The organism is Mesorhizobium sp. B1-1-8, from assembly GCF_006442795.2.
Classification (GTDB): Bacteria; Pseudomonadota; Alphaproteobacteria; order Rhizobiales; family Rhizobiaceae; genus Mesorhizobium.
Genome location: NZ_CP083956.1, coordinates 4158248 through 4181322 on the forward strand (window position 1 = coordinate 4158248; position 23075 = coordinate 4181322).

The following is a 23075-nucleotide window of genomic DNA, read 5'->3' on the forward strand; positions in this document are numbered from 1 at the left end:
ATGGTGAAGGTCTGGCTGCTGGTCAGGGTCCCGTCGGAAGCCTGAACCGTGACGCCATAGGCGTGGCCAGGTGCGCTCTCGAAGTCGATCTTGGTGGCGTCCGCCACCGTCACGATGCCGGTGACGCTGTCGATCGTGAACCCGCCACCCGAGGTGTCGCCGGTCAGCGAGTACGTGACCGTGCCGCCGTTGACGTCGCTCGAGGCCGCCGTGATCCCGACCGTCGCCCCGTTGGCGACGCCTTCCGAAACCGTGTTGGTCGCCGCATCGCCGTCCGTCGGCTGCGACGGCGCAACGTCGGTCACCGCAATGGTGAAGGTCTGGCTGCTGGTCAGGGTCCCGTCGGAAGCCTGAACCGTGACGCCATAGGCGTGGCCAGGTGCGCTCTCGAAGTCGATCTTGGTGGCGTCCGCCACCGTCACGATGCCGGTGACGCTGTCGATCGTGAACCCGCCACCCGAGGTGTCGCCGGTCAGCGAGTACGTGACCGTGCCGCCGTTGACGTCGCTCGAGGCCGCCGTGATCCCGACCGTCGCCCCGTTGGCGACGCCTTCCGAAACCGTGTTGGTCGCCGCATCGCCGTCCGTCGGCTGCGACGGCGCAACGTCGGTCACCGCAATGGTGAAGGTCTGGCTGCTGGTCAGGGTCCCGTCGGAAGCCTGAACCGTGACGCCATAGGCGTGGCCAGGTGCGCTCTCGAAGTCGATCTTGGTGGCGTCCGCCACCGTCACGATGCCGGTGACGCTGTCGATCGTGAACCCGCCACCCGAGGTGTCGCCGGTCAGCGAGTACGTGACCGTGCCGCCGTTGACGTCGCTCGAGGCCGCCGTGATCCCGACCGTCGCCCCGTTGGCGACGCCTTCCGAAACCGTGTTGGTCGCCGCATCGCCGTCCGTCGGCTGCGACGGCGCAACGTCGGTCACGCAATGGTGAAGGTCTGGCTGCTGGTCAGGGTCCCGTCGGAAGCCTGAACCGTGACGCCATAGGCGTGGCCAGGTGCGCTCTCGAAGTCGATCTTGGTGGCGTCCGCCACCGTCACGATGCCGGTGACGCTGTCGATCGTGAACCCGCCACCCGAGGTGTCGCCGGTCAGCGAGTACGTGACCGTGCCGCCGTTGACGTCGCTCGAGGCCGCCGTGATCCCGACCGTCGCCCCGTTGGCGACGCCTTCCGAAACCGTGTTGGTCGCCGCATCGCCGTCCGTCGGCTGCGACGGCGCAACGTCGGTCACCGCAATGGTGAAGGTCTGGCTGCTGGTCAGGGTCCCGTCGGAAGCCTGAACCGTGACGCCATAGGCGTGGCCAGGTGCGCTCTCGAAGTCGATCTTGGTGGCGTCCGCCACCGTCACGATGCCGGTGACGCTGTCGATCGTGAACCCGCCACCCGAGGTGTCGCCGGTCAGCGAGTACGTGACCGTGCCGCCGTTGACGTCGCTCGAGGCCGCCGTGATCCCGACCGTCGCCCCGTTGGCGACGCCTTCCGAAACCGTGTTGGTCGCCGCATCGCCGTCCGTCGGCTGCGACGGCGCAACGTCGGTCACCGCAATGGTGAAGGTCTGGCTGCTGGTCAGGGTCCCGTCGGAAGCCTGAACCGTGACGCCATAGGCGTGGCCAGGTGCGCTCTCGAAGTCGATCTTGGTGGCGTCCGCCACCGTCACGATGCCGGTGACGCTGTCGATCGTGAACCCGCCACCCGAGGTGTCGCCGGTCAGCGAGTACGTGACCGTGCCGCCGTTGACGTCGCTCGAGGCCGCCGTGATCCCGACCGTCGCCCCGTTGGCGACGCCTTCCGAAACCGTGTTGGTCGCCGCATCGCCGTCCGTCGGCTGCGACGGCGCAACGTCGGTCACCGCAATGGTGAAGGTCTGGCTGCTGGTCAGGGTCCCGTCGGAAGCCTGAACCGTGACGCCATAGGCGTGGCCAGGTGCGCTCTCGAAGTCGATCTTGGTGGCGTCCGCCACCGTCACGATGCCGGTGACGCTGTCGATCGTGAACCCGCCACCCGAGGTGTCGCCGGTCAGCGAGTACGTGACCGTGCCGCCGTTGACGTCGCTCGAGGCCGCCGTGATCCCGACCGTCGCCCCGTTGGCGACGCCTTCCGAAACCGTGTTGGTCGCCGCATCGCCGTCCGTCGGCTGCGACGGCGCAACGTCGGTCACCGCAATGGTGAAGGTCTGGCTGCTGGTCAGGGTCCCGTCGGAAGCCTGAACCGTGACGCCATAGGCGTGGCCAGGTGCGCTCTCGAAGTCGATCTTGGTGGCGTCCGCCACCGTCACGATGCCGGTGACGCTGTCGATCGTGAACCCGCCACCCGAGGTGTCGCCGGTCAGCGAGTACGTGACCGTGCCGCCGTTGACGTCGCTCGAGGCCGCCGTGATCCCGACCGTCGCCCCGTTGGCGACGCCTTCCGAAACCGTGTTGGTCGCGCCGCATCGCCGTCCGTCGGCTGCGACGGCGCAACGTCGGTCACCGCAATGGTGAAGGTCTGGCTGCTGGTCAGGGTCCCGTCGGAAGCCTGAACCGTGACGCCATAGGCGTGGCCAGGTGCGCTCTCGAAGTCGATCTTGGTGGCGTCCGCCACCGTCACGATGCCGGTGACGCTGTCGATCGTGAACCCGCCACCCGAGGTGTCGCCGGTCAGCGAGTACGTGACCGTGCCGCCGTTGACGTCGCTCGAGGCCGCCGTGATCCCGACCGTCGCCCCGTTGGCGACGCCTTCCGAAACCGTGTTGGTCGCCGCATCGCCGTCCGTCGGCTGCGACGGCGCAACGTCGGTCACCGCAATGGTGAAGGTCTGGCTGCTGGTCAGGGTCCCGTCGGAAGCCTGAACCGTGACGCCATAGGCGTGGCCAGGTGCGCTCTCGAAGTCGATCTTGGTGGCGTCCGCCACCGTCACGATGCCGGTGACGCTGTCGATCGTGAACCCGCCACCCGAGGTGTCGCCGGTCAGCGAGTACGTGACCGTGCCGCCGTTGACGTCGCTCGAGGCCGCCGTGATCCCGACCGTCGCCCCGTTGGCGACGCCTTCCGAAACCGTGTTGGTCGCCGCATCGCCGTCCGTCGGCTGCGACGGCGCAACGTCGGTCACCGCAATGGTGAAGGTCTGGCTGCTGGTCAGGGTCCCGTCGGAAGCCTGAACCGTGACGCCATAGGCGTGGCCAGGTGCGCTCTCGAAGTCGATCTTGGTGGCGTCCGCCACCGTCACGATGCCGGTGACGCTGTCGATCGTGAACCCGCCACCCGAGGTGTCGCCGGTCAGCGAGTACGTGACCGTGCCGCCGTTGACGTCGCTCGAGGCCGCCGTGATCCCGACCGTCGCCCCGTTGGCGACGCCTTCCGAAACCGTGTTGGTCGCCGCATCGCCGTCCGTCGGCTGCGACGGCGCAACGTCGGTCACCGCAATGGTGAAGGTCTGGCTGCTGGTCAGGGTCCCGTCGGAAGCCTGAACCGTGACGCCATAGGCGTGGCCAGGTGCGCTCTCGAAGTCGATCTTGGTGGCGTCCGCCACCGTCACGATGCCGGTGACGCTGTCGATCGTGAACCCGCCACCCGAGGTGTCGCCGGTCAGCGAGTACGTGACCGTGCCGCCGTTGACGTCGCTCGAGGCCGCCGTGATCCCGACCGTCGCCCCGTTGGCGACGCCTTCCGAAACCGTGTTGGTCGCCGCATCGCCGTCCGTCGGCTGCGACGGCGCAACGTCGGTCACCGCAATGGTGAAGGTCTGGCTGCTGGTCAGGGTCCCGTCGGAAGCCTGAACCGTGACGCCATAGGCGTGGCCAGGTGCGCTCTCGAAGTCGATCTTGGTGGCGTCCGCCACCGTCACGATGCCGGTGACGCTGTCGATCGTGAACCCGCCACCCGAGGTGTCGCCGGTCAGCGAGTACGTGACCGTGCCGCCGTTGACGTCGCTCGAGGCCGCCGTGATCCCGACCGTCGCCCCGTTGGCGACGCCTTCCGAAACCGTGTTGGTCGCCGCATCGCCGTCCGTCGGCTGCGACGGCGCAACGTCGGTCACCGCAATGGTGAAGGTCTGGCTGCTGGTCAGGGTCCCGTCGGAAGCCTGAACCGTGACGCCATAGGCGTGGCCAGGTGCGCTCTCGAAGTCGATCTTGGTGGCGTCCGCCACCGTCACGATGCCGGTGACGCTGTCGATCGTGAACCCGCCACCCGAGGTGTCGCCGGTCAGCGAGTACGTGACCGTGCCGCCGTTGACGTCGCTCGAGGCCGCCGTGATCCCGACCGTCGCCCCGTTGGCGACGCCTTCCGAAACCGTGTTGGTCGCCGCATCGCCGTCCGTCGGCTGCGACGGCGCAACGTCGGTCACCGCAATGGTGAAGGTCTGGCTGCTGGTCAGGGTCCCGTCGGAAGCCTGAACCGTGACGCCATAGGCGTGGCCAGGTGCGCTCTCGAAGTCGATCTTGGTGGCGTCCGCCACCGTCACGATGCCGGTGACGCTGTCGATCGTGAACCCGCCACCCGAGGTGTCGCCGGTCAGCGAGTACGTGACCGTGCCGCCGTTGACGTCGCTCGAGGCCGCCGTGATCCCGACCGTCGCCCCGTTGGCGACGCCTTCCGAAACCGTGTTGGTCGCCGCATCGCCGTCCGTCGGCTGCGACGGCGCAACGTCGGTCACCGCAATGGTGAAGGTCTGGCTGCTGGTCAGGGTCCCGTCGGAAGCCTGAACCGTGACGCCATAGGCGTGGCCAGGTGCGCTCTCGAAGTCGATCTTGGTGGCGTCCGCCACCGTCACGATGCCGGTGACGCTGTCGATCGTGAACCCGCCACCCGAGGTGTCGCCGGTCAGCGAGTACGTGACCGTGCCGCCGTTGACGTCGCTCGAGGCCGCCGTGATCCCGACCGTCGCCCCGTTGGCGACGCCTTCCGAAACCGTGTTGGTCGCCGCATCGCCGTCCGTCGGCTGCGACGGCGCAACGTCGGTCACCGCAATGGTGAAGGTCTGGCTGCTGGTCAGGGTCCCGTCGGAAGCCTGAACCGTGACGCCATAGGCGTGGCCAGGTGCGCTCTCGAAGTCGATCTTGGTGGCGTCCGCCACCGTCACGATGCCGGTGACGCTGTCGATCGTGAACCCGCCACCCGAGGTGTCGCCGGTCAGCGAGTACGTGACCGTGCCGCCGTTGACGTCGCTCGAGGCCGCCGTGATCCCGACCGTCGCCCCGTTGGCGACGCCTTCCGAAACCGTGTTGGTCGCCGCATCGCCGTCCGTCGGCTGCGACGGCGCAACGTCGGTCACCGCAATGGTGAAGGTCTGGCTGCTGGTCAGGGTCCCGTCGGAAGCCTGAACCGTGACGCCATAGGCGTGGCCAGGTGCGCTCTCGAAGTCGATCTTGGTGGCGTCCGCCACCGTCACGATGCCGGTGACGCTGTCGATCGTGAACCCGCCACCCGAGGTGTCGCCGGTCAGCGAGTACGTGACCGTGCCGCCGTTGACGTCGCTCGAGGCCGCCGTGATCCCGACCGTCGCCCCGTTGGCGACGCCTTCCGAAACCGTGTTGGTCGCCGCATCGCCGTCCGTCGGCTGCGACGGCGCAACGTCGGTCACCGCAATGGTGAAGGTCTGGCTGCTGGTCAGGGTCCCGTCGGAAGCCTGAACCGTGACGCCATAGGCGTGGCCAGGTGCGCTCTCGAAGTCGATCTTGGTGGCGTCCGCCACCGTCACGATGCCGGTGACGCTGTCGATCGTGAACCCGCCACCCGAGGTGTCGCCGGTCAGCGAGTACGTGACCGTGCCGCCGTTGACGTCGCTCGAGGCCGCCGTGATCCCGACCGTCGCCCCGTTGGCGACGCCTTCCGAAACCGTGTTGGTCGCCGCATCGCCGTCCGTCGGCTGCGACGGCGCAACGTCGGTCACCGCAATGGTGAAGGTCTGGCTGCTGGTCAGGGTCCCGTCGGAAGCCTGAACCGTGACGCCATAGGCGTGGCCAGGTGCGCTCTCGAAGTCGATCTTGGTGGCGTCCGCCACCGTCACGATGCCGGTGACGCTGTCGATCGTGAACCCGCCACCCGAGGTGTCGCCGGTCAGCGAGTACGTGACCGTGCCGCCGTTGACGTCGCTCGAGGCCGCCGTGATCCCGACCGTCGCCCCGTTGGCGACGCCTTCCGAAACCGTGTTGGTCGCCGCATCGCCGTCCGTCGGCTGCGACGGCGCAACGTCGGTCACCGCAATGGTGAAGGTCTGGCTGCTGGTCAGGGTCCCGTCGGAAGCCTGAACCGTGACGCCATAGGCGTGGCCAGGTGCGCTCTCGAAGTCGATCTTGGTGGCGTCCGCCACCGTCACGATGCCGGTGACGCTGTCGATCGTGAACCCGCCACCCGAGGTGTCGCCGGTCAGCGAGTACGTGACCGTGCCGCCGTTGACGTCGCTCGAGGCCGCCGTGATCCCGACCGTCGCCCCGTTGGCGACGCCTTCCGAAACCGTGTTGGTCGCCGCATCGCCGTCCGTCGGCTGCGACGGCGCAACGTCGGTCACCGCAATGGTGAAGGTCTGGCTGCTGGTCAGGGTCCCGTCGGAAGCCTGAACCGTGACGCCATAGGCGTGGCCAGGTGCGCTCTCGAAGTCGATCTTGGTGGCGTCCGCCACCGTCACGATGCCGGTGACGCTGTCGATCGTGAACCCGCCACCCGAGGTGTCGCCGGTCAGCGAGTACGTGACCGTGCCGCCGTTGACGTCGCTCGAGGCCGCCGTGATCCCGACCGTCGCCCCGTTGGCGACGCCTTCCGAAACCGTGTTGGTCGCCGCATCGCCGTCCGTCGGCTGCGACGGCGCAACGTCGGTCACCGCAATGGTGAAGGTCTGGCTGCTTATCCCGCCGTGGCCATCGTTCGCCTGGACTGAAATCGTATGGCTGATTGCCGTCTCGTAGTTGAGCAGCGAGGCGTTGGCCACCGTAACCACGCCGGTGATGGTGTTGATCCCAAACCGGCCGCCGGCATTGTCGGTCAGGCTGTAGGTGACCGTGTCACCGTCAGCATCAGTTGCAATCGCCGTGATCCCGACCGTGGTGCCATTGGCAGCGCCTTCCGAGACACTACCGCCAACGACACCGTCGCTGTCGGTCGGCGTCGAGGGCGCGTGATTTGTGGTTCCCTGCGCATTGAGAACCACAACCTTCTCAACACCGGTTACCTTGAGATCAAGCGTCTTGAACGTGTAGACAGCGCTATCGGCCTGGCCAGTTTGTGCGCTGATGTGTGCCGGAAGCCAAACGTTCTTGAAGTATGCGATCTCCGCCGTAATCGCAGCATCGTTCAGCTGGGCCGTGCTGAGCCATATCTGCAAAGTGTCGGCGTCTGGGGTAGATCCAGCTTTGCCGAGCTGTACGGCGCCGTTTCCACCGTCATAAGAATCGTAGCCAGTAAAAGTGCTTCCGCTTAGCGTCGTCTGGGTGGGTACATCCCCAAAGGTGGTCTGGTCTGTTCCAGAATACAGCGTCCCACCCGTTACCGTCTGCGTGGAACTGGTAAATGTGCTACCTAGCCAATATTGGTTCTCAAAGGCCTTATAGATCAGGATGTCTGACCCTGACCCGCCAAGAACGGTGTCAAAGCCGCTGCCGCCGTTGAGAATGTCATCGCCAGATCCGCCATTCAGGCGATCGTCTCCAGCGCCCCCATTCAATATGTCGGCTCCGCTGCCGCCAACCAGATTGTCGTTGCTGCTCGTGCCAACAGTCGAAGAAGCCATCTTTCATCCCCCTGGCCGACGCGCGCCGCGCCTGCTCATTGGCCGTCCGAGACGGCTGACAACCCCATGCCGAAACGGCGTTCGGCGCCCAGTCATGTGAGGCGGGAAGATCAGTGCACCAAGCCGCAACCCCTCGCTCCCGGCCGCGAATGGCCCGCGCAGGTGCGGCGATTCACAGCCAGGTGGTGGCTCGATGGTGATGGCTACGACGGCTAATTGAAGCCGCGCTGCGTTTCCCCTACCCCGGTAGCGCGGTAACTCGTTGTTGCCGGTCGAGAGTCTTTTACGCTACTCGTATATTAGGATATTATTAACTCTATCGGAGTCAACGGCAAACTTGATGAAGAGTTAATGACAAAACATCAACTTAAACTAAAATGCGACCAAACTGCATCAAGGACAGTTCGTATTCCGCGTTGGCCAACCGGCGTAAGGGACCTATGCAACGACCTCTCAGACTTTGGTGGTCAGACCTCAGTCGCGCTTACGCGCTGAATGGCTGAGAGGCAATGTGCTGTTTCCGTTCCGCGACATGAATCGCACTGCCTTCTTGCCGCGTTGGCCGCTGTGCTCCGCCACCGCCTTCTCGACGGCGCGCTTCAGCTCGTCCTTGATCCCGACTGTGTCGGCCATCAGCGTCTCGATCTTCAGGAAATCGAGCACGCGGTATTTCGAGACGGCCGGGCGGATCAGGATGTCGGGCGGGTTTTGCGTCAGCTTGTGGGCGATGATCGACTGCATCATCAATTGCGTGGCGCCGTACATCAGGTCGACGGTTGTCGGGTGCTTGCGCTCGACTTCGCTGGGCGCGCCCACCACGTCGATGGCGATGATGATGTCGGCGTCCTTCTCGATAAGATCGAAGGGCACCGGGTTGTAGATGCCGCCGTCGATCAGCACGCGGCCGTCACGCGTCACCGGGCGGAATACCGCCGGAATGGCGGCAGAGGCGGCAAGGGCCGAATGCAGGTCGCCTTCGCAGAAGACGGCGAGCTTGTGGCCGAAATAGTCGGTCGCCGTCACCTTGAGCGGGATCTTCAGCGCCTCGAACGTTTCGGGGATCGCCGCCGGCAGGAAGGCCCTCAGGATGCGCTCGACATTGAACTGGCCGACGCGGATGCCGCCTTGCATGGCCTCGGCGATCGTGCCCGGCCGCGAGCGCCACATGCGCGCCGCCACCTCGGCGCGGCGACCGAGGATGGAGCGGGCATAGTCGTGCATCTCGGCTCCGGTCATGCCGGCGGCCATGCCGGCGCCCATGATGGCGCCGATCGAGGAGCCGGCGATCGCCACCGGCCTGATGCCAAGCTCGTCCAGCGCCTCGATGGCATGGATATGCGCGAGTCCGCGCGCGCCGCCGCCGCCGAAGGCCACGGCGAACGTCGGGCTCATCCCTTGCCGCCCCCGGCGATCTGGACAAGCGGCGGACCGACCACCATGACCGCCGGCTCGGCCGACAGCAGCTTCTTCGCCGCCGCCTTGACGTCGGCAAGCGTCACCGCGTCAATCAGCGCGGCGCGGCGCTGCACGTAGTCGATGCCGAGCTTGTCGAGTTGCAACTCGACAAGCGTCGCAGCAATGGAACTGGAGGAATCCAGATTGTTGATGGCGTAGGCGCCGATCATGTGTTTTTTCGTCGCGGCCAGCTCTTCCTCGGTCGGCCCAGTCTCCGCCATCTCCTTCACCACCTTGCGCACGATCGAAAGCGTCTCGGCGGCGCGGTCGGAGCGCGTCGCCGTCGTCACCAGCAGCGCGTGGGAATGCTCGTGATCGACCAGATCGGAGCTGACGCCATAGGCAAGACCGCGCTTTTCGCGCACCTCTTCGAACAGCCGCGAGGTAAAGGTCGAGCCGCCGAGGATCTCGTTCATCAGCACCGCGGCGAAGAAATCCGGATCGCTGCGTTTCACCCCCGGCCAGGCAAGCTGCAGCGAGGTCTGCGGCAGGTCGTAATTGACCTCCAGCTGCTGGCCGAGCTTCGGCGCGATGTCGGCCACCGGCGCCAGCGTCTGCTTTTCCGGCAGGTCGCCGAACACCTCGTCCAGCTTGCCGGAGAGCGTTGCGGCATCGATGTCGCCGACCACCGCCACATGCAGGCCAGCGCGGGCAAAATTCGCCTTGTGAAAGGCCTTGAGGTCTTGTGGCGTGATGACGCCCAGGCTTTCCTTGGTGCCTTGGTCGGGCCGCGCATAGGGGTGCTCGCCATAGATGGCGCGCAGCCAACGCTGCTGGGCGATGGTGTCGGGATCGCGCTCGTTGGCGAGAATGCCGGACAGCACCTGGGCGCGGATGCGGTCGATCGGCGCCTTGTCGAAACGCGGGCTGTTTACCGCCAGCCTCAGCAGGCCGAAGGCCTCGTCTTTTTGGTCGGACAGCATGCGCATCGAGCCATAGGTGCCGTCGCGCGCCGCCTGAAAGCTCATCTCGGCGCCGGCATCATCGAGCTTCAGCTGGAAGGCCTCGCTGTCGAGGTCGCCGGCGCCCTCGTCGAACAGGCCGGTCATCAGATTGACCAGGCCCTCCTTGCCGGCCGGATCCTGCGCAGTGCCGCCGTCGAAGACGAAGCGGATGGCAATCAGCGGTATCGAATGGTCCTCCACCAGCCAGGCGGTGATGCCCTTCTTCGACTTGACCTCCTGGATGTTCATCCCGGCATGCGCGGCAAGCGCCGGAAGGAGAAGGAAGAAGAGGGCGAAGCATAGAGTGGCGAGAGCGCGCTTGAGCTTCCCTTCTCCCCGCCAGGCTCCCCCTTCTCCCCTTGTGGGAGAAGGTGTCGCCGAAGGCGACGGATGAGGGGTGCTGGAAGGAATGAGACGTTGGCGATCCCTGGAACACCCCTCATCCGTCTCGGCGCTACGCGCCGATCCACCTTCTCCCACAAGGGGAGAAGGAAACGTGCTCATCTGTCCGGAAGCCAAAATCATCATCAATTCCCCGCCTGTTGCTGCGGCAAGAGATAGCCGGTGGTGGCATGGTCGAGCACCAGGTAGCGGGTAGCGACCGCCTTCACCTCATCGGCGGTGACCTTGCGGATGCGGTCCGGCCATTCCTGGACGTCCTTGACATTGCCGCCGGTGGCAAGCGTGGAGCCATACATATTGGCCATGTCGTCCTGCTTGTCGCGGGCAAAGATTATGGAGCGCACATAGCGGGTCTTGGCCCGCTCCAACTCATCGTCGCTTACGCCGTCCTTGACGATGCGGGCGATCTCGGCGTCGACCGCCGCCTCGACATCCGTGAGCTTGGCGTCGCCGCGCGGGGAGCCATAGACGGTGAAGTTGGTGTCATCGAGCATGGTGCCCTGGAAATAGGCGGCCGCGTCGGAGGCGATCCCCTGCTTGACGACCAGCTCCTGGTACAGCCGGCTGCGGTTGCCGCCGCCAAGGATCTCGGCAAGCAAGTCCAGCGCCTCGGCCTCGCCGGGCTTGGCCGTGTGATAGGACGGCACCACCCATTGCGTGGAAAAATTCGGCACCGAGACGCGCGCGTCGGTGAGCGTCACGGTGCGCCTGGTGTTCTGCTCAGGCTCGACCGGGCGGATGCGCGGCGGTAGGTCCGGCCCGCGCGCGACCTTGCCGTAGGTTCTCTCGGCCATCGCCTTCACAGCGTCGGGATCGATGTCGCCCGCCACCACCAGCACCGCATTGTTCGGCCGGTAATAATTGTCGTAGTAGGCCTTGGCGTCGGCGCGGTTGAGCTGCTCCATCTCCTGCATCCAGCCGATCACCGGAATGCGGTATGGCTGGTTCTGCCAGAGTGTCGCATCGACTTCCTCTTCGAGCACCGCCTGCGGATTGCTGTCGATGCGCGAGCGGCGCTCCTCCAGGATCACGTCGCGCTCGGTCTTGATGACGTTGTCGGTGAGGATGAGATTGCGCATGCGGTCGGCCTCGAAACCCATCATCTGCTCGAGCGCCGCAGGCGGCACCGTCTCGTGGAAGGCGGTATAATCGTAGGAGGTGAAGGCGTTGTTGGAGCCGCCGATGTCGGACACGGCGCGGTCGAACTCGCCGGCGGCGTGATTGGCCGTGGCCTTGAACATCAGATGCTCGAAGAAATGCGCGATGCCGGACTTGCCGGGAGGCTCGTCGGCGCTGCCGACCTTGTACCACACCATGTGCGTGACGATCGGGGCGCGGTGGTCCGGAATGACGACAATCTCCATGCCGTTGTCGAGCAGGAAGTCCTTCACATTCTCGCCCCCGGCGGCGCGCGCCGGGCCAATCGCGGCAAGCGCCAGCGCACTGGCGAGGAGCGCCGCGCGCAGCCGTCTGGTGCTCGATGTCATGAAGTGCTCCGGTTCCGATTGCGTGACGATAGGCAAGGTTGGTCAGCGAAGGAAAGTGAATTTGTGCGTCATTTTCGAGGCGTTGCTCCTACAAGGGAAGAAGGAAGAGCTCGCACCGTTCACCCAACCTCGACGAACCGAATGACCGTCTCGCCATAGTTGCGTTCGTCGAGGATGGAAAAGCCTGGGCCTGGCTCGAACGGCGCGGGGGCCGCCTCCTCGACAACGCAGAGTGCGCCGGGCAACAGCCAGCCGCCGGCCTTGGCCGAGCGCAGGGCGCGCTCGCCGAGCCCCTTGCCATAGGGCGGATCGGCAAACACCAGGCCGAAAGGTGAAAGCGTTCCGGCTTCGCCCAATCCGGTCGCGTCACGGCGAAAGATTTTGGTGCGGCCGGTCAGCCCGAAGGCCTCGACATTATCGCGGATCAGGCCGCGCCCTTCGGCCGATTCCTCGATGAAGACGCAGTAAGATGCGCCGCGCGACAGCGCCTCCAGCCCGAGCGCGCCGGTGCCGGCGAAGAGATCGAGCACGCGGCCGCCTTCGAGCTTTGCGGCAAAGCGATGCGCCAGCACATTGAATACCGCCTCGCGGGTGCGGTCGGTGGTCGGGCGGATGGCATTGCTGCGCGGCGTCGCCAGCGGACGCCCGCGAAACTCACCGCCGACGATCCGCATTGCCACCACCCTTGGGACCGCGCGGCCTGTCGCCGCTGTCGGGGCGATCGCCCCTTGGCTTGCCGAACGGTTTCGCGCCGGCTTTGCCCTGCGGCTTGCCGCCCGGCTTGAACGACGCCTTGCGCGCCTTCGCCTCGGCCGCTTTGGCGGCGTCGGCCTCCGCCCTGCCCTTGCCGATCGGCCGCGCGCCGGGCGCCATCCAGACATTGGCCTTGCGCTGGCCGGGCGGCTCGATCGGCCGCTGCTCGCGCTCGCCCTTCTTGCCGCCTGGCTTGCCGCCAAAGCCGCCGCGCTCCGGCTTGGCGAAGCCGCCGCGTTCGGGCTTCGGACCGTGCTCGCCAAACGTCCTTTCCGGTTTCGTGGACAGCTTGCCCAGCGCCTCGTCGCGGCTGCCTTCGCGGCGCTTGCGGTTCTTGATCAGCCCGCCCTCGCCGATCGGCCGGTGGTCGCCCTCGCGCATGATCTTCGGCCGCTCGGCCTCGTCGCGGCGCGGCTCGGTGCGCCGCACCGGCTTGTTGGAGAAAGGCTTGGTGATCTCGGCATCGAAATTGGCGCCGGCTTCCTCGATCAGCCGCTCGCCGAGCTGGTCGCGCAGCACGCGGCCCTTGATCTCCAGCACGTGTCCCTCCGGCAGGTCCTCGAGCTGGAACGGGCCGTAGGAGATGCGGATCAGCCGCGTCACGTCGAGGCCGAGCGCGCCGAGGATGTTCTTCACCTCGCGGTTCTTGCCCTCGCGCAGGCCGATGGTCAGCCAGGCATTGGTGCCTTGCTCGCGGTCGAGGCTCGCCTCGATCGCACCATAGAAGACGCCATCGACGGCAATGCCTTCGCGCAGGCCGGCGAGCGCGCTTTCCTCGACCTTGCCGTGGACGCGCACGCGGTAGCGCCTGAGCCAGCCCGTGGCCGGCAGTTCGAGCACCCGCGACAGCCCGCCGTCATTGGTGAGCAGCAGCAGGCCTTCGGTGTTGATGTCGAGGCGGCCGATGGTCATCAGCCTCGGCAGATCGGCCGGCAGCACGTCGAATACGGTCTTGCGGCCTTCGGGATCGCGGTTGGTGGTGACGACGCCGGCTGGCTTGTGGAACAGGAACAGCCGCGTGCGCTCGATCGGCGGGATCTCGGTGCCGTCGAGATGGATGACGTCGTCGGCCATGACGTTGAAGGCCGGCGAGGACAGCACCTTGCCGTTGACCTTGACGCGGCCGGCGGCGATCAGCTCCTCGGCATCGCGGCGCGAGGCGATGCCGGCGCGCGCCAGGCGCTTGGCAATGCGCTCGCCGGCTTCCGGCGCTGCCTCGGCGGGACGCGGCCGCGGCTTGAAGCCGCCCTCCGGCTTCCGCGCGGCGCCGCGCGGCGAACGGTCACTGAAGTCGCTGCTTGGACGATCGCTGAAATCGCGCCTTGGACGCTCGGCGAAATCGCGCTTGGGGCGGTCGAAGCGCCTTTCGCCGCGCTCGCCCTCGGCGGCCATCGGGCGATCGCCACGCGGTGCGTAAGGTTTGCGCGGCGCCCCTTCGCGCTTCTCGAACGGCTTGCCTTCGCGTGGCGGTCCCTTGCGGAACGGCTTCTCGCCGCGTTCCGAGCCCACCTCACGCGGCTTGTAGCTGCGCTTGAAGTCACGCTGCGGCCGCTCGCCATCCGCCGCCATCGGGCGATCGCCGCGCGGTGCGTAAGGCTTGCGCGGCGCCCCTTCGCGCTTCTCGAACGGCTTGCCATCGCGTGGCGGTCCCTTGCGGAACGGCTTCTCGCCGCGCGGCGTGCCCTCACCCGCTTGACGCGGCTTGTAGCTGCGCTTGAAATCGCCCGCCGGCCGTTCGCCATCAGCCGCCACCGGCCGGTCGCGCTTTGCAAACGGTTTCTTGGCGCCGAAGGACGGCTTGCCGTCCTTGCCGGCGGCACGGCCACGCGGGCTCACTGGCTTCGGTCCGCTTTTGTCCGGACCTTTGCGGCGCGGAAATTTCTTGTCGTTGTCGTCCATGTGGCCTTTGCTCGTTTGCACTACAGCGCCGCGCGCCCATTCGGACGCGCAAAGGACGCTGTAGGACTTTGATTTGGCGCATGATTGCTTTCCGAATACCGATTCCGGTTTTCGGGGTCATGCGCTAGATCGGTTCACAGTTTCACGGAAACGGCGAGCCGATCTATCTCTTTGTTTTTACGCAATTCCGGACGGAAAACAGTGTCACACTTTTCCTGGAATTGCTCTAGATAACAGGATCACTCTCGGCTTGCGAGGAATAATCGGAATGGAAACCGCGTGACGAGGCCGGATTTCATGGCCCTGGCACTCCAGGAGGCCGAGGCGTCCGCGCGCCGCGGCGAAGTGCCGGTCGGCGCGGTGGTCGCCGGCGGCGGCATGGTGGTGGCGAAAGCCGGCAACCGCACGCGCGAACTTGCCGACCCGACCGCGCATGCCGAGATGCTGGCGATCCGCGAAGCCTGCCGGAAACTAGCCAGCGAGCGGCTTACCGGCCATGACCTTTATGTGACGCTGGAGCCTTGCGTCATGTGCGCCGGCGCCATCTCCTTCGCGAGACTGCGGCGGCTCTATTTCGGCGCCGCCGACGAGAAGGGCGGCGCGGTGGTCAACGGCGTGCGCTTCTTTGCCTCACCCACCTGCCACCACACGCCCGACATCTATCCGGGCATGGGCGAAAGCGAAGCCGCGCTTATCCTCAAGGATTTCTTTCGCGAGAGACGGAATGGCGGTGAATGGTGAAGTGAGTAGTGGTTAGTGAGTAGTGAGGCAGCAGGTCACTATTCACTATTCACTATTCACTATTCACTATTCACTATTCACAGGCCGAGCCAGTCGAACCAGCCGCCCTTCTTGCCTTCCGCCTGCGCCTTGAGGCGGCGCTCCTTCTTGTACTCGTCCTCGCCAAGCTCGTTTTGCGGCGCGGTGTCGGCGGCGGCGCGATAGGCAAGCGGCGGCTCGCTGAGATATTTGCGGGTGTTTGGATCGCCCTGCTTCTGCTCGGCCAGGCGACGCTGGATCTCGGCGGCGCGGCCCTTGTCGGAATCTTCCGGCGACCAGCGTGGCGGGTGGCTCGAGGCCGAATCGGCCATCGCCTTCTTCACCGCCACCGGATCGGTCTGAACGTCCTCGACCGTCTCAGGCTGGTAGCTCGGATCGTTCTGGTGTGCCGTGGCGTCGGCACGGATGCGGGCGCGGCGCGCCTCCGGCGATTCGGGCCAGTCGGCGCTCGCCGTCTGGATGCTCTCCTGCGGCGCCGGCAGCGCTTCCTTTTGCCCCGGAGCGGGCTTCACCAGATCGGGGCGCGGCTTGTAGTCGATCGGATCGCGATGCTTCGGAGTAATCGCGGCGGCGCCGGAAATATCATCCGCCAGCTGTGCGACAGCGGTCTTGTCGGTTCCGTAGGTCGGGGAACTCATGCAGCCGGATAAAGCGATGGCCGATGCCACAAGCGGCGCCAGCAGCGCGGCGCGCGCATACGTTTTCTCGCTCATGCCAAAAAGTCCCACTCTAGCAACCTCTAATCGCCACCGGCCCAACGGCGCGGTCCCCGTCGTCAACGCACTTGCGATGAAAATCCGGCGAGAATTTGTCTGCCGGAGTTTCGCGTATTTACCTCAACCACTTGTTAAGGGCAACGCACGGGCGGATATGCGCCGCCCGGCGTGGTATTTATGCACCGGCTTATAAACAAGCCTCTACAAACGCCCGAGCGCCCTGAGCTCGTGCAGCACGGCGGCGTCGCGGGCCGAGACGTCCGGGAATTCCGGGTCCTGCCCGACATCGGCGGTGTAGCGCCAGGAGCGCGCGCATTTGACCAGCCCGCGATCCTCGGCCTTCTCGACCACGACCGCCACGCCCTTGACGTCGTCGAGGCTGAAAGCGCCTTCGGGGACCTTGCCATGCTTGATGACGAGGTCGCTGGTGATCGCCATTTCGGCCATGTCGACATCGGCGATCGCCGCTTCCAGCGCGGCATCGTCGATCGTGACCACCGGCACGGCCTCGAGCGAGGAGCCGATCAGCTTCTCGGCGCGCGCGATCTCGAGCGCGCCGGTGACGACGCGGCGCACCTGGCGGACCTTGCGCCATTTCTCGGCCAGCGCTTCGTTACGCCAGTTCTGCGGGATCGTCGGGAACTGGTCGAGATGCACCGAGCCGGCATCCGGATGGCGGTCGAGCCAGGCCTCCTCCATGGTGAAGGGCAGCATCGGCGCCAGCCATTTCACCAGGCACTCGAAGAGATGACGCACCACCTGCACCGCAGCCTTGCGGCGCAGGCTGGAAGGCCCGTCGCAGTAGAGCGCATCCTTGCGGATGTCGAAGTAGAAGGCCGACAGCTCGACCACCATGAAGTCGAGCAGTGCACGGGTGATGCGCTTGAATTCGAAGGCGTCATAGCCCTGGCGCACCACCTCGTCGAGTTCGGACAGCCGGTGCAGCATCAGCCGCTCCAGCTCCGGCATCACCTCCAGCGGCACGGTCTCGCCATGGTCATGGGCAAGCGTGCCCAGCATCCAGCGGATGGTGTTTCTGAGCTTGCGGTAGGCGTCGATATTGGTCTGCAGCACGTTCTTGCCGAGCCGCTGGTCTTCCCAATAGTCGGTCGTCACCACCCAGAGCCGCAGGATGTCGGCGCCGGACTGTTTGATGACGTCCTGCGGCACGACGGTGTTGCCGAGCGACTTCGACATCTTGCGGCCTTCCTCGTCCATGGTGAAGCCATGGGTGATGACCGTGTCGTAGGGCGCCCTGCCCCTGGTGCCGCAGCTTTCGAGCAGCGAGGAGTGGAACCAGCCGCGGTGCTGGTCGGAGCCTTCGAGATAGACGTCGGCCGGCCACTTCAGGTCGGGACGGTCCTCCAGCGTGAAGACATGCGTCGAGCCGGAATCGAACCAGACGTCGAGGATGTCCTTCACCTGGTGCCATTTCGTGGCATCGTGGTTGCCCAGGAAACGCTCCTTGGCGCCGGGGGCGAACCAGGCGTCGGCGCCTTCCTGCTCGAAGGCATCCATGATGCGCCGGTTGACCGCCTCGTCCTTCAGCACGTTGCCGTCCTCGTCGGCGAAGATGGCGATCGGCACGCCCCAGGCGCGCTGGCGCGACAGCACCCAGTCGGGACGTTCCTCGATCATGGCGCGGATGCGGTTCTGGCCGGCCGCCGGCACGAAGCGGGTGTCGTCGATCGCCTTCAGCGCACGGCTGCGCAGCGTCGTGCCGTCGCCGAGGTCCTTGTCCATGTAGACGAACCATTGCGGCGTGTTGCGGAAGATGATCGGCTTCTTCGAACGCCAGGAGTGCGGATAGGAGTGCTTCAGCCGGCCGCGCGCGAACAGCGCGTTACGCTTGATAAGCTCGTCGATGACCGCCTGGTTGGCATTGCCCTTCTTGCCGTTGTCGTCGATGACGCGCGCTGCCCCGCCCTCGCGGTCCGGACCGAAGCCAGGCGCGTCCCTTGTGAAGAAGCCGGCATCGTCGACGGTGAACGGGATCGCGGTGTCGACGCCGCGCGCCCTCAGTTCCGCCCCGGCGTCCATCCAGGCGTCGAAATCCTCGCGGCCGTGGCCGGGCGCGGTGTGGACGAAACCTGTGCCGGCGTCGTCGGTCACATGCTCGCCGGCGACCAACGGCACCGGGAATTCGTAGCCGCCGCCAAGCCCCTTGAAGGGGTGCGAAAGCGTAAGCTTCCCAAGCTGTTCGGCCGAGACGCTGTGGAGCCGGTTCAAGGTAACTTTCGCTTTCGCCGCGCATTCTGGCGCCAGCGCGTCGGCGAAGATCAGCTTTTCGCCGGGCTGTGGCCCGAAAGCGTTCTCGGCCGCGGTGATCTCATAGAGGCCATAAGCGATGCGCGGCGAATAGCTGACGGCGCGGTTGCCGGGGATGGTCCAGGGGGTCGTCGTCCAGATGACGACATGCGCCTCGACGAGATCGAGCGCGGCCTCGTCGAGCGCCGGGGCGGCGCCGGCGACCGGCTGGGCGAGGCTGGCGACCGGGAACTTCACCCAGATCGTGTCGCTCTCATAGTCATGGTATTCGACCTCGGCCTCGGCCAGCGCGGTGCGCTCGACCACGCTCCACATCACCGGCTTCGAGCCGCGATAGAGCTGGCCCGACATGGCGAACTTCAGCAACTCCCCGGCGATGCGCGCCTCGGCGTGATAGGCCATGGTCGTGTAAGGGTTGTCGAAGTCGCCGATGACGCCGAGGCGCTGGAACTCTGAGCCCTGCACCTTGATCCAATGCGCGGCGAAGTCGCGGCATTCCTTGCGGAACTCGTTGACCGGCACCTCGTCCTTGTTCTTGCCCTTGGCGCGATACTGCTCCTCGATCTTCCACTCGATCGGCAGGCCATGGCAGTCCCAGCCCGGCACATAATTGGCGTCGTAGCCGCGCATCTGAAAGGAGCGGTTGATGACGTCCTTGAGGATCTTATTCAGCGCATGGCCGATATGGATGTTGCCGTTGGCGTAGGGCGGGCCATCATGCAGCACGAATTTCTCGCGGCCGGCTGACGCTTCGCGCAGCTTGCGGTAAAGGTCCATGTCCTGCCAGCGCTCGACCAGCACCGGTTCCTTCTCGGGCAGGCCCGCGCGCATCGGGAAATCCGTCTGCGGCAAATAGAGCGTTGTGGAGTAGTCGATCGTTTCAGCGGTATCGGTCGTGGTCTTGTCGTTCATTGGTTTGCCATGTGCGTTACCCGGAGGCGAAGAGGCTCGGGCGTTCAACTATCATGTTCTGAAAAAAGCGCGAGGGTCGCGCGCAAGAGTCCCGGCGGCTCCAGCGGCGCTCAGGCCACCCGGAACACCGGGCCCGTAATTCGTATCGCGATCGCGAAAAGGCGCGAAAGGCTCGTCATGGCGTGGCTTTTAGACGAGGCGCGGCGGCTTGAAAAGCCTGAACTCCACGGCATTTCCCGCTAGCAGCCCTCCGCCGTCAGTTTTCTTGCGGCATGAGCCATTTGCGCCTATATTGAAGGGCAAATGGCAACGAGACCAAAACCATGTCCAGCTCGCATATCATTGCTCAGACGAAGGCGCCGCGACGTTGTCCGCAGCGGTAACAGACCGGTTTCTCGTCCCCGTGGCGAGGGTCGAAGGCCTTCGTCAGCGAGGCTTCAGCAATGACGAAATCTACAGAATAGTCGGCCCGCGACGCACGTTGGCTCGCCGCAAAGAGCGAAACGAAGCACTGACGGTTGCCGAATCCGATCGCGTCGTGCGGCTCGAGCGGATTTCTGCGATGGCAGATCGGGTTTTCGGCAGCCATGAAAAAGCCCAGCGTTGGCTTCGCAAGCACAGCAAGGTGCTCGGCGAGACACCTATCAACCTGCTCCAGTCCGAAACGGGCGCCGTACTGGTGGAGGAAGAACTCCATCGCATCGACTATGGCATTTTTGCCTGAGAATGCGGCGCTGGCGTATCTCCAATTATGCCGACCTGTCGGGCATCGGCGGCACGTTAAGTACCGGCCGCTGGCATTCCTTGGGAACACCCATCGTCTACTGCGCCGATCATCCAGCGACGGCGCTTCTTGAGATGCTGGTCCATGTCGACGCGGAAGATCTGCCTCAGACCTATCAGCTTCTGGAAATCGAAGTGCCGGACGGTGTCGCGGTTGCATCCCCGAACCTACCGCCCGATTGGAAGAACAACCCCGCCATGACGCAGCAGCTCGGAACGAACTTCGTCACCGCCGCCACGCATGCGGTCATGGAGGTTCCCAGCGTCATCGTCCCGTTCACCAAGAACTTTCTCCTCAGCCCCAGCCTCCTGGCTCGCGACGGCATCCGCATCGCCAGCGTCACGCAGCATCCGGTCGATACGCGATTGCTGGGATAGGAGTTACATCGTGAAATTGAAGCGGTAGGTGGTCGAGACACCGAACATCCACTGGTTGCGGTCGCCGCGCTCCTTGACCAGGCTGGAATCGGCCGCGGGCCCCATCAGGCGCGAATATTCGGCGAAGACGCTCGCGGTCATCGGCTCCGTCACCTTCCAGGTGATCGCGCCTCCGAGGCCTGTCGACTTCAGCCCGCCGCCCGGATGATATTCGCTCAGGCCCGAAGCCGCCGCTTCCTTGGCGTTGACGCCGTAATAGGCGTCGAAATAGTCCGACGAGGCGAAGGACACGCGCGGACCGCCGGAGATACGGACGGTCGGGGTGATGTCGTAGAAGGCGTCGGCGGCAATGTCGGCGACGAAGCCGTTATGGGCACGGATGCCGTGCCTGAGCTCCGCCCGCGCCCGCATCCATTCCAGCGGATAGAATTCGAAGAAGCCGCCCGCCTCGCCGCCCCAGCGCACCGGGTCGAGGCCTTTCAGCTCGTCCTTGCTGTCGCGCGAGAACAAGAACTTGCCGGTCAAACCGGCGCGCACGCTGCCGTCGTCGATCAGCGCCAGCGAGATGTTGTCGTTGCGCGAGATGAAGCGCGCCTCGGGGCCGATCTTGCCGAGCGAGATGATCGGCTGGGCGCTAAGCATGTAGCGCTTGCCGCCCTCGAAATTCGGTGCGACCAGGCCGGTGGCGCCGAGCGTCAGGTACCAGTCGCCGGAAATCCAGCTGCCCTCGCCTGCCTGGGCTGAGGAGACGGCCATCAGGCCCGAGGCGAGAACCAGCGGAATCGTTCCGACAATATGCATCGTCACCCCTTACGCGAAACAGGCTGGCGGCAACACCCGGCAGCGCTCAAGGCATGACGCGGGTTCGGTAAAATTTGACTTAAAATCTGTAATACCGGCGCCAGCGCCTGGTGTTTTCACGCCCCGGCCGCCGGCCTGTTCGCTGGACGGGCACGGCCATCGGGATTACCCTCGTTTCACCGCACATGTGCGGCGCATTCCGGAGGGAGACGGACCATGACCTTGCAAGGCGATGCCCTGAAGGACGCGATCGGCCAGACGCGGGGCAAATGGGGTTGGTTCGTGGCGCTCGGCGTTCTGCTGCTTATCTTCGGCGGCATCGCCTTCGGCAATCTGATGATCGCCACCGTCGCCTCGGTCTATGTCGTCGGCTGGCTGATGCTGATGGCCGGCGCGATCGAGATCATCCATGCCTTCGGCGTCAAGACCTGGGGGCGCTTCTTCTACTGGCTGCTCAGCGGCCTGCTCCACGCGGTCGCCGGCTTCTTCGCCTTCGACAATCCGCTGCTCGCCTCGGCGGTGCTGACGCTGCTGCTGGCGATCGCTCTCGTCGCTTCAGGACTGCTGCGGGCCTGGGTTGCCTACAATCACCGGCCGGAGCAAGGCTGGGGATGGCTGCTCGCGGCGGCCATCATCACCATCCTGCTCGGCCTGATCATCGCCATGGGCTGGCCGGTCAACAGCCTGTGGGTGCTCGGCATGTTCCTGGCCATCGACCTGGTGTTCCAAGGCTGGAGTTTTGTCGCTATCGGGCTGGCGTTGAAGCGGTAGCCCGGCGACCAAAGATCAGAACGCGATGGCTTGATCCAGCTCCGAAAGCGGCCTGATGCCGGCGAGCAGCGCCCTCGCCTCGGCCTCGTCCTGCCTCATCTGCGCCACCAGCGCGTCGAGCCCGTCGAACTTCAGCTCCGGACGCAGGAAGCTGAAGAACGACACCTGGCAGGTCTCGCCGTAGAGATCGCCGGAGAAGTCGAACAGGAAGGTCTCGAGCAGCGGGGCGCCATTGTCGTCGACGGTCGGACGGCGGCCGAAGCTGGCGACACCGTCATGGAGGGAGCCGCCGCCGCGCCGGAAGCGCACGGCATAAATCCCCTCCTTCAGCGCTGCTTCCGGCGAAAGCCTCATGTTGGCGGTCGGGAAGCCCAGCGTGCGGCCGAGCCGCTGGCCGCCGATCACCGCGCTCTCGACGGTGAAGCGGTAGCCGAGCAGGCCGGCGGCCTCTTCCACCTTGCCTTCGCAAAGCAGGGCGCGGATGCGGCTCGACGAGACCACCTCGGCGCCCTCATCGCGAAAAGCGTCGACCAGCGTGACGCCAAAGCCGTGCCGTTCGCCAGCCGCCATCAGGAAGGCCGGGCCGCCCTGGCGGTCCTTGCCGAAATGGAAGTCGAAGCCGGTGACGGCGTGGCTGATGCCGAGGTTCTTTTCCAATATGTCGGTGACGAAAGCCTCGGCCGAGAGCGAGGCGAAATCGCGCGAAAACGGCTGCTCGACCAGCGCGGCAAAGCCAAGCTCCGCCAACAGCCGCGCCTTCATCGGCGGCGGCGTCAGCACGAAAAGCGGCACGTCGGGCCTGAACACCTTGCGCGGATGCGGTTCGAAGGTGAGCACCAGGGCCGGCACGCCGCGGCGGCGTGCCTCGGCCAGCGCGCGCTCCAGCACCGACTGATGGCCGCGGTGGACGCCGTCGAAATTGCCGATCGCCACCACGCCGCCGCGCAGATGGGCAGGCAGCGGCGCGACCGCCGAAATGCGTTCGAAAGCTTGCATCATGTGAAAGTGCCCGTCATGGCAACGTC

At 65.7% G+C, this 23075-nt stretch carries 15 protein-coding genes and 2 pseudogenes; 4 read left to right on the forward strand and 13 right to left on the reverse strand.

Annotated features, from left to right (window positions below; genetic code table 11):
- Positions 1 to 53 precede the first annotated feature (53 nt).
- The 9 genes and pseudogenes from FJ974_RS30425 to FJ974_RS20260 form a co-directional block, all read right to left on the reverse strand.
- A pseudogene (locus FJ974_RS30425) lies at positions 54 to 923 on the reverse strand (cadherin repeat domain-containing protein); the annotation flags it as partial.
- Positions 920 to 2269, reverse strand: a complete 1350-nt coding sequence (locus FJ974_RS20225; RefSeq protein WP_226891313.1) for a cadherin repeat domain-containing protein — start codon at positions 2267 to 2269, stop codon at positions 920 to 922. The pseudogene FJ974_RS30425 and the gene FJ974_RS20225, both read right to left, overlap by 4 nt.
- Positions 2270 to 2325: 56 nt before the next feature.
- Positions 2326 to 7296: a beta strand repeat-containing protein gene (locus FJ974_RS20230; RefSeq protein WP_226891643.1), complete on the reverse strand. Its 4971-nt coding sequence runs from the start codon at positions 7294 to 7296 to the stop codon at positions 2326 to 2328.
- A gap of 261 nt (positions 7297 to 7557) precedes the next feature.
- Positions 7558 to 7701 (reverse strand): annotated as a pseudogene (locus tag FJ974_RS30430) (calcium-binding protein); the annotation flags it as partial.
- 474 nt (positions 7702 to 8175) lie between these two features.
- On the reverse strand, positions 8176 to 9093 hold the full coding sequence (locus tag FJ974_RS20240; protein ID WP_140539214.1) for a patatin-like phospholipase family protein: 918 nt from the start codon (positions 9091 to 9093) through the stop codon (positions 8176 to 8178).
- Positions 9090 to 10349, reverse strand: coding sequence for a M16 family metallopeptidase (locus tag FJ974_RS20245; protein ID WP_413468315.1), 1260 nt, complete (start codon positions 10347 to 10349; stop codon positions 9090 to 9092). The genes FJ974_RS20240 and FJ974_RS20245 overlap by 4 nt, the downstream gene beginning before the upstream one ends.
- Before the next feature lie 278 nt (positions 10350 to 10627).
- Positions 10628 to 11989: a M16 family metallopeptidase gene (locus FJ974_RS20250; RefSeq protein ID WP_140539216.1), complete on the reverse strand. Its 1362-nt coding sequence runs from the start codon at positions 11987 to 11989 to the stop codon at positions 10628 to 10630.
- A 119-nt stretch (positions 11990 to 12108) separates the two neighbouring features.
- The gene (gene rsmD / locus FJ974_RS20255) at positions 12109 to 12663 is read right to left on the reverse strand and encodes a 16S rRNA (guanine(966)-N(2))-methyltransferase RsmD (protein WP_140539217.1); all 555 of its coding nucleotides are present in this window, start codon (positions 12661 to 12663) and stop codon (positions 12109 to 12111) included.
- Entirely contained in the window at positions 12644 to 14641 is a 1998-nt protein-coding gene (locus FJ974_RS20260; RefSeq protein WP_140539218.1) for a pseudouridine synthase, read from the reverse strand. Before FJ974_RS20260 ends, rsmD begins: the two co-directional genes overlap by 20 nt.
- 279 nt (positions 14642 to 14920) lie before the next feature.
- Between FJ974_RS20260 and FJ974_RS20265 the strand changes: the two genes are divergently transcribed.
- Positions 14921 to 15382 (forward strand): nucleoside deaminase, encoded by a 462-nt coding sequence (locus FJ974_RS20265; protein ID WP_140539219.1) that lies wholly within the window; start codon positions 14921 to 14923, stop codon positions 15380 to 15382.
- Positions 15383 to 15459: 77 nt separating this feature from the next.
- On the opposite strand, the gene FJ974_RS20270 is transcribed toward FJ974_RS20265, so the two are convergent.
- Positions 15460 to 16134, reverse strand: a complete 675-nt coding sequence (locus FJ974_RS20270; protein WP_140539220.1) for a hypothetical protein — start codon at positions 16132 to 16134, stop codon at positions 15460 to 15462.
- 204 nt (positions 16135 to 16338) lie between these two features.
- Positions 16339 to 19317, reverse strand: a complete 2979-nt coding sequence (gene ileS / locus FJ974_RS20275) for an isoleucine--tRNA ligase (RefSeq protein WP_140539221.1) — start codon at positions 19315 to 19317, stop codon at positions 16339 to 16341.
- 208 nt (positions 19318 to 19525) lie between these two features.
- Between ileS and FJ974_RS20280 the strand changes: the two genes are divergently transcribed.
- The gene (locus tag FJ974_RS20280; protein ID WP_226891314.1) at positions 19526 to 20041 is read left to right on the forward strand and encodes an antitoxin Xre/MbcA/ParS toxin-binding domain-containing protein; all 516 of its coding nucleotides are present in this window, start codon (positions 19526 to 19528) and stop codon (positions 20039 to 20041) included.
- 2 nt (positions 20042 to 20043) lie between these two features.
- Positions 20044 to 20478, forward strand: coding sequence for an RES family NAD+ phosphorylase (locus tag FJ974_RS20285; RefSeq protein ID WP_140539222.1), 435 nt, complete (start codon positions 20044 to 20046; stop codon positions 20476 to 20478).
- A gap of 3 nt (positions 20479 to 20481) precedes the next feature.
- Here the strand turns inward: FJ974_RS20285 and FJ974_RS20290 are convergent, their stop codons facing one another.
- Positions 20482 to 21279: a MipA/OmpV family protein gene (locus tag FJ974_RS20290; protein WP_140539223.1), complete on the reverse strand. Its 798-nt coding sequence runs from the start codon at positions 21277 to 21279 to the stop codon at positions 20482 to 20484.
- 216 nt (positions 21280 to 21495) lie between these two features.
- On the opposite strand from FJ974_RS20290, the gene FJ974_RS20295 reads away from it, so the two are divergent.
- Complete coding sequence (locus tag FJ974_RS20295) at positions 21496 to 22050, forward strand: HdeD family acid-resistance protein (protein WP_140539224.1); 555 nt, start codon at positions 21496 to 21498, stop codon at positions 22048 to 22050.
- 15 nt (positions 22051 to 22065) lie between these two features.
- On the opposite strand, the gene FJ974_RS20300 is transcribed toward FJ974_RS20295, so the two are convergent.
- The gene (locus tag FJ974_RS20300; RefSeq protein WP_413468316.1) at positions 22066 to 23049 is read right to left on the reverse strand and encodes a bifunctional riboflavin kinase/FAD synthetase; all 984 of its coding nucleotides are present in this window, start codon (positions 23047 to 23049) and stop codon (positions 22066 to 22068) included.
- Between the last annotated feature and the right edge of the window lie 26 nt (positions 23050 to 23075).

Coding starts and splice junctions, on each gene's coding strand:
- FJ974_RS20240 (WP_140539214.1), bottom strand. CDS start 9,093: ATGAGCCCGACGTTCGCCGTGGCCTTCGGCGGCGGCGGCGCGCGCGGA.
- FJ974_RS20245 (WP_413468315.1), bottom strand. CDS start 10,349: ATGAACATCCAGGAGGTCAAGTCGAAGAAGGGCATCACCGCCTGGCTG.
- FJ974_RS20250 (WP_140539216.1), bottom strand. CDS start 11,989: ATGACATCGAGCACCAGACGGCTGCGCGCGGCGCTCCTCGCCAGTGCG.
- rsmD (WP_140539217.1), bottom strand. CDS start 12,663: ATGCGGATCGTCGGCGGTGAGTTTCGCGGGCGTCCGCTGGCGACGCCG.
- FJ974_RS20260 (WP_140539218.1), bottom strand. CDS start 14,641: ATGGACGACAACGACAAGAAATTTCCGCGCCGCAAAGGTCCGGACAAA.
- FJ974_RS20270 (WP_140539220.1), bottom strand. CDS start 16,134: ATGAGCGAGAAAACGTATGCGCGCGCCGCGCTGCTGGCGCCGCTTGTG.
- ileS (WP_140539221.1), bottom strand. CDS start 19,317: ATGAACGACAAGACCACGACCGATACCGCTGAAACGATCGACTACTCC.
- FJ974_RS20285 (WP_140539222.1), top strand. CDS start 20,044: ATGCGGCGCTGGCGTATCTCCAATTATGCCGACCTGTCGGGCATCGGC.
- FJ974_RS20290 (WP_140539223.1), bottom strand. CDS start 21,279: ATGCATATTGTCGGAACGATTCCGCTGGTTCTCGCCTCGGGCCTGATG.
- FJ974_RS20295 (WP_140539224.1), top strand. CDS start 21,496: ATGACCTTGCAAGGCGATGCCCTGAAGGACGCGATCGGCCAGACGCGG.
- FJ974_RS20300 (WP_413468316.1), bottom strand. CDS start 23,049: ATGATGCAAGCTTTCGAACGCATTTCGGCGGTCGCGCCGCTGCCTGCC.